The organism is Moorena sp. SIO4A5 (assembly GCF_010672005.1).
Classification (GTDB): domain Bacteria; phylum Cyanobacteriota; class Cyanobacteriia; order Cyanobacteriales; family Coleofasciculaceae; genus Moorena.
This window is the reverse complement of sequence record NZ_JAAHHZ010000305.1, coordinates 1-5,417: the sequence shown is the minus strand read 5'-3', so window position 1 is coordinate 5,417 and position 5,417 is coordinate 1. Positions and strand designations below refer to the sequence as shown.

Annotated in this window: 6 protein-coding genes; 3 read left to right on the top strand and 3 right to left on the bottom strand. The window is 43.5% G+C overall.

Annotated features, from left to right (window positions below):
- Both F6K57_RS35665 and F6K57_RS35660 read right to left on the bottom strand, forming a co-directional pair.
- A partial coding sequence (locus F6K57_RS35665; RefSeq protein WP_293072750.1) for a DUF2062 domain-containing protein occupies positions 1 to 341 on the bottom strand: 341 nt, incomplete at its 3' end.
- A 177-nt stretch (positions 342 to 518) separates the two neighbouring features.
- The gene (locus tag F6K57_RS35660) at positions 519 to 1,127 is read right to left on the bottom strand and encodes a thioredoxin family protein (RefSeq protein WP_293036674.1); all 609 of its coding nucleotides are present in this window, start codon (positions 1,125 to 1,127) and stop codon (positions 519 to 521) included.
- A 267-nt stretch (positions 1,128 to 1,394) separates the two neighbouring features.
- Between F6K57_RS35660 and F6K57_RS35655 the strand changes: the two genes are divergently transcribed.
- Together F6K57_RS35655 and F6K57_RS35650 are read left to right on the top strand one after the other, a co-directional pair.
- Positions 1,395 to 1,799, top strand: coding sequence for an NIL domain-containing protein (locus F6K57_RS35655; protein WP_293023286.1), 405 nt, complete (start codon positions 1,395 to 1,397; stop codon positions 1,797 to 1,799).
- Between the two features lie 94 nt (positions 1,800 to 1,893).
- Entirely contained in the window at positions 1,894 to 3,021 is a 1,128-nt protein-coding gene (locus F6K57_RS35650) for a HEAT repeat domain-containing protein (protein WP_293072746.1), read from the top strand.
- Between the two features lie 151 nt (positions 3,022 to 3,172).
- Here the strand turns inward: F6K57_RS35650 and F6K57_RS35645 are convergent, their stop codons facing one another.
- Positions 3,173 to 3,292 carry a photosystem I reaction center subunit VIII gene (locus F6K57_RS35645; protein ID WP_071986957.1) on the bottom strand — a complete coding sequence of 40 codons (120 nt, stop codon included), beginning with the start codon at positions 3,290 to 3,292 and terminating at the stop codon, positions 3,173 to 3,175.
- 1,628 nt (positions 3,293 to 4,920) lie between these two features.
- Here F6K57_RS35645 and F6K57_RS35640 point away from each other — a divergent pair.
- A complete protein-coding gene (locus tag F6K57_RS35640; protein WP_198954299.1) occupies positions 4,921 to 5,406 on the top strand; it encodes a photosystem I reaction center protein subunit XI in 486 nt (161 codons plus the stop codon).
- Positions 5,407 to 5,417 lie beyond the last annotated feature (11 nt).

The window sequence follows — 5,417 nt, the reverse complement described above, 5'->3', positions numbered from 1 at the left end:
ACGTGAAAGTTGAATGCAAAAATCGGTACATAAGTCAAGGGATTACTAATCCAAGTTCCAGCAGTAGCAGCTATTTTGTTCCCTCGCAAGAGTACCGCCAGCAAAATCCCTATAAATAACTGGAGACCAAACAGCGGAAAGAACCCAGCAAACACACCACATGCTAAACCTCGTGCGATCGCTTCTGGTTTTCCTTGCATACGAACCAAGCGCCAATATATGTATTTTAGGCGTCGTCTAAAAGTTCCCCTCGGTCTGATCGACTTTCGTTTACCTAGGTCAAGGGGTTTGGTGGCTGAGGGTAAAGGCTGTGGGTAGCTTGACAGGGATTTTCTAGACATTTTGGCAAATCAATCAGCAACCAACCCTCTAGCAACTGGGGCAGATTATTAGTCAGCAGGTAATCTTTACTGTAGCGGAAAATTAGCTTCAAGGGCGAAAGCCAAAGGGCAAAGGGGAAAATAAAGCTACAAAAATCTTAATAAATTTTATGCAAGCTTCCTTATACCTTGTGCCTTTTACCTTGTGCCTTTTACCTGACTGCCATGGCTACGAGGATCATCTTGAGTAGTGATTGTAACTGACAGGGAATCGTCAATATCCGAAACCGTACCACTAGCTTGGCTATAAGGTAAAGGCACATGGGTTACTATGGCATCTAAGTTAGCTTCGAGTACTTGACGGGGTTGTTCTCCAATAGTTTGGGCGATCACTGTGCTGGCTTCATCAAAATATACAAAATGAGGAATACCATCTACTCTATACTTGACCAATTCTGGTAACCACTTGCTGTTATCCACATTCAGCATGACAAAATTGACTTTGGTTTTATACTGCTGTTTCAGTTGACCCAAATCCTTTGCCATGGCTTGACAACTGGTACACCAGTTGGCATAAAACTCCATCAAGGTTGGCTTACCATTGCTGAGTGCCACCTCTAGAGGGGTAGATGCTTCAGCTTGGGCTTCCAAGGAACCGAGACTAGTATCAGTTTTTAATCCCAAGAATAGGGCAACACCCAGTGCGATCGCTACTAGGGCAATTAAAAAGTTTCTGATCCGGTTGCCACTAGTGGGTACTGAAGGGGAGGAGGATGGTGTAGTTGAGTCTGGTGAATTAATAGCCATCTTGCTACAACTTTCTTGCTATAACTTTATAATTGTTTACATTTTACAACAAGAGCACTTAGGCACCAACAGCCTTAAAACCCGGTTTCTCGTTATAAATCTGGCAATAGCAGGGTTTGGGGCGTAACTGCTGAGCAACTTAGAAGTAGATCAGATTAAAAGGTTTTTTGTTGACGGTTGACGGCTGACTGTTGACTGTTAACTATCAAGGAGTGGGAATGTTACGTTAATTTTTACTGGTCTACTGATAAAGTTTCACAAATCACCATGAAAAAACGGGTAACTCTGACCTTTCCCCGACGGGCGATTCAGATGCCGGTGGCTTACCGACTGGCAAAGGATTTCAATGTGGCTGCTAATATCATCCGGGCCCAAGTCGCTCCCAATCAAATCGGCAAACTTGTGCTAGAGTTATCTGGCGACATTGATGAGTTAGATGCTGCGATTGAGTGGATGCGATCGCAAAACATTGATGTTTCCCTGCTAAGTCGCGAGATTTTGATTGATGAGGATAGTTGTGTCGATTGTGGCTTATGTACTGGGGTTTGTCCCACTCAAGCCCTTAGTCTTGAGCTAGAGACATTCAGATTGAAGTTTAAGCGATCGCGTTGCATTGTCTGTGAGCAGTGTATCCCCACTTGCCCTGTTCAGGCCATTTCTACAAATTTTTAAGATTTCAGACGCCTTAAGCTATTGCCCAACAACCCTGTTTTCAGGCACACTTTCAGATAAAATCAACTAAATATCAACCCCAAGAGGAGCCCTCATGATACCAATTCTTGTAGCTATACTTGCAGCAGCCGTTGTTGGGGCAATCGTATTTTTTATACTGCAAAATAAACTGGATTTTCTATCCGAACAAACCGACATAAAATTAGAAGTTTTTCAAAATAAGTATGAGACTAGGATAGAACAAAATTCTCAAGCTCTGCAAGAAAGTTATCGAGAGCAATTAAATCAGAAAATTGAGGAAGTCAAACAGCAGGGAGAGTCTAGCGCTGCTGCTGCTGCCCAACCTTTACAGGAAAACTATCAGGCTCAGTTAACCCAAACCACTAATGAGCTGAAGCAACAACTTGATGCTAGTCTTCTGGAAAGTGTCCAATCCTCGGAAGCAAGATATCAAGAACAATTGACACAAGCTACCCATGAGTTAAAGGAAGAACTTGAGTCTAATTTTCGCCAAGAGCTGCAATCTTTGGAAGCAAAATATCAGGCTGATTTAGAGTTAGCCCATCAAAAAATTGCTGAATTAGAACAAGCGCATCAATCTCCAATACCAGACGAGGTTAAGAACCTAGATGAAACAGAGGAAACTTCCGCGCAAACTGGTAATGAATTAGTCGAATTATTAGAAGAGGCAGAAACCAATCAAGACGAGCCTCAACCCGTGGTCAAGGACGAAATGTTGCCTGAGCCCAGTCAGCCAGAGCAACCAGTGCTGACAGAAACCCCAAGTATTACTGCTCAGCCCAGTCAAAGTGATCTCGACTTAGGTGAAACCATAACTGCTTTGGGAAATTATGGTCAAGCCAGGGATATTCCCCAGTTAAGTAAGTACATCAATCATCCTGAAAGCCTCATTCGTGGCTCAATTGCATCAGCCTTGGGGAAAATTGCTGCTGCTCAAGGACTCAGAGCCGAAATTCAACAGGCCATACCGCTGATTGGCAAATTGATTCAAGATCCCCAACCATCCGTGCGACAGTCTGCTGTTGAAGCCCTGAGTAATATTAAATCTGAAAAAGTTATACCCTTGCTTGAAAGGGCATTAAGGGATCCAGATAGTAATGTGGTTAAATCTGCCAGTGCTGGGATTAGTCAGTTTAAGAGTTATCGGCGAACTCAACCACCCAAACCTGCTAAGAAGACTGTAAAGCCCTCTAAGCCTTAACTTTACTCTAATCGAAAAGCATAGCCCAAAACCCTAGGGATGTGGGGATTGATGACCCTTTCTCGGTAGTCAACCCCCATGATTGAGTCCAACTCTCACCAATACTCCCTTGAACAAAGGGGGCTGGTATCCTGCAGGACTTCTAGCTAGTTTAGTCAGCGTCGCTTTCAATGTGGATAAACAAAAGTCCCAAAACTACAGTAGGCATAACTAAGCCTATGAAGGGGACTAGCATCGTTGGTAAGAAAGAAGCTGCGTATGCGCCTGTCATATCTTATTTTCCTATTTGCAAATTAATACAGTAACAAGTTTAACCGATACTTTTTAGCTACCAAAGTCTACCAAGATAGACCAAGGCCCGCCAATGCAAGATGCTTTCACATCCAGGGGGTATCTCCCAAAGCTCTGACGGAATATCCCGCGAGCGCCATAAAAATGTCAACAAAGTTGGTTCCACCGTAGGTCGAGAGCGCAACTATTAAACCCTTGGTTTTCGGCTTTAATTTAAGTTACATAATAATCCCTGTCGGTGTTACCCTAATTTAAGTCTAACAAATAATAAGAGTTTTTGGTAGACTCTGCGACATTTTCTCTAGCTGTTTACTAACCTTTCACCACACCAACCCAATCAGGTATGGTGTTGGTTGCCAGTTTGATCGGAAGTAAGCCTCTACCTACGGAAGTAGGTGCCGGTCTTACACTGCCGAGGCAGGGCTTTGCTCTACATTAAAGACCCAGCACTGCTATCCAGATGACTGGAAAACGGCAGATACCCGCTTACTAGAGGGGTAGATTAGTGACATACTCCCACACGCTTATCGTTCGCGTAGCGTCGGCTTCGCCGAAGATTACAGTGTGGGCTTCTTACCAACTCCAGCCATCGCTTAGGATACTCGGTAAGCTTTATTAACGACACGGGATGCCCCTCCGCGCCGGAACAATACAATAAGTTCTATTTTTAAGCACGTAGGTGGCGGTTAGCTCTTAATTTGTTTTCCCTACTATTTTTAGTATAACGTTTTTCAGGCTGTTTATAGCGAGTTAATGCTCCGCGATTCATCCCACACTCATGCTGCGCATGTTCGTTGTGGGGCATGCCCAGCGGAGGAAGCTAAGCAGGTAAACAAAATTAATTGCACATTTTCCAAAACTCAAAGCCTTGCAGGGTAAGGGTTACATAAATTTGGAGTAGGTAATTAATTCTGTGTAGGTGCTTATCGATTTTTTCGACAAGTTAATCCTATCATGGTTCACGACTATGAAATACCTTGATCTACCTCGGAATTTCCGAGACAACCTGTGGCAAAAACCTGATGATTGCTTCTGCCCTTGCTGAGTCTTTGATGGAGTCAATTCTAATCAGTCTGCCATTCCTCTATTGACATCAACACCTGTCGTTGACCTAGACAAAACCACACAAGTCCAGTCAATTTGGGTTAACTTCCCGTTTCACCTCATAGCATGAGAGGGGTGATCCCAACCCGCCTTTATACCACCGACCCAGTTTCTTCAATGGCTCAGATTACTGGAAAGTTTATGCCAGTCCGATAATTATTAAGATTTTTAACAAAAATTGCCCAATAAACTTTACAAAAATTAATTACTTTTTGTTACAAAAACCTAATAAGCTAAAAGGGGGTTAGTCATCAAAACCGTTGGTTTTAGGTGATTACAATAGTTTGGCAAAGGTGATTTTACCGTAAAGAACTAAGGCGAAAATTTTTGCCATTGACTAAGAAGGTTAGGAAAAAGAACAATATCTCGTATAATTCGTTACGAGAGGATGCACTTCTCAGCGACGATTACTCGTGCTGATTCTTTCAGTTCCTTTTCTCCCCCCTAAAGTATTACTACTCAAGGGGTTTATCCGATTTTATAGGAGATAAATTTACAATGACGATGGATGTAATTGACCATGGTGGAGATCCCCAAGTGGGTAATCTAGCCACCCCAATTAATTCCTCTGCTTTCACAAAAGCTTTCATCAACAACTTGCCAGCCTACCGTAAAGGGCTCTCAGCCAATCGCCGGGGTCTAGAAGTTGGTATGGCTCATGGCTACTTTCTGTATGGACCGTTTGCCTTACTAGGTCCGTTACGTGGGACAGACTATGCCAGCACAGCTGGTTTACTGGCAACAGTTGGCTTAGTGGCTCTTCTGACAGTTGCTTTATCTATTTATGGAGCGGCTGGCTCCGGCAAACCTAAGGCAACATTGACAACACCCAATCCACCAGAAGACTTAGGAACTAAAGAAGGCTGGAGTGAATTTGCCAGTGGTTTCTTGCTTGGTGCTTGTGGCGGGGCATTTTTCGCCTATTTCCTATGCCAGACACCTCATCTAGCGCCACTGCAAAAGATTGCTAGTGGAGTATGGTCTTCTTAACTCTGACTGGA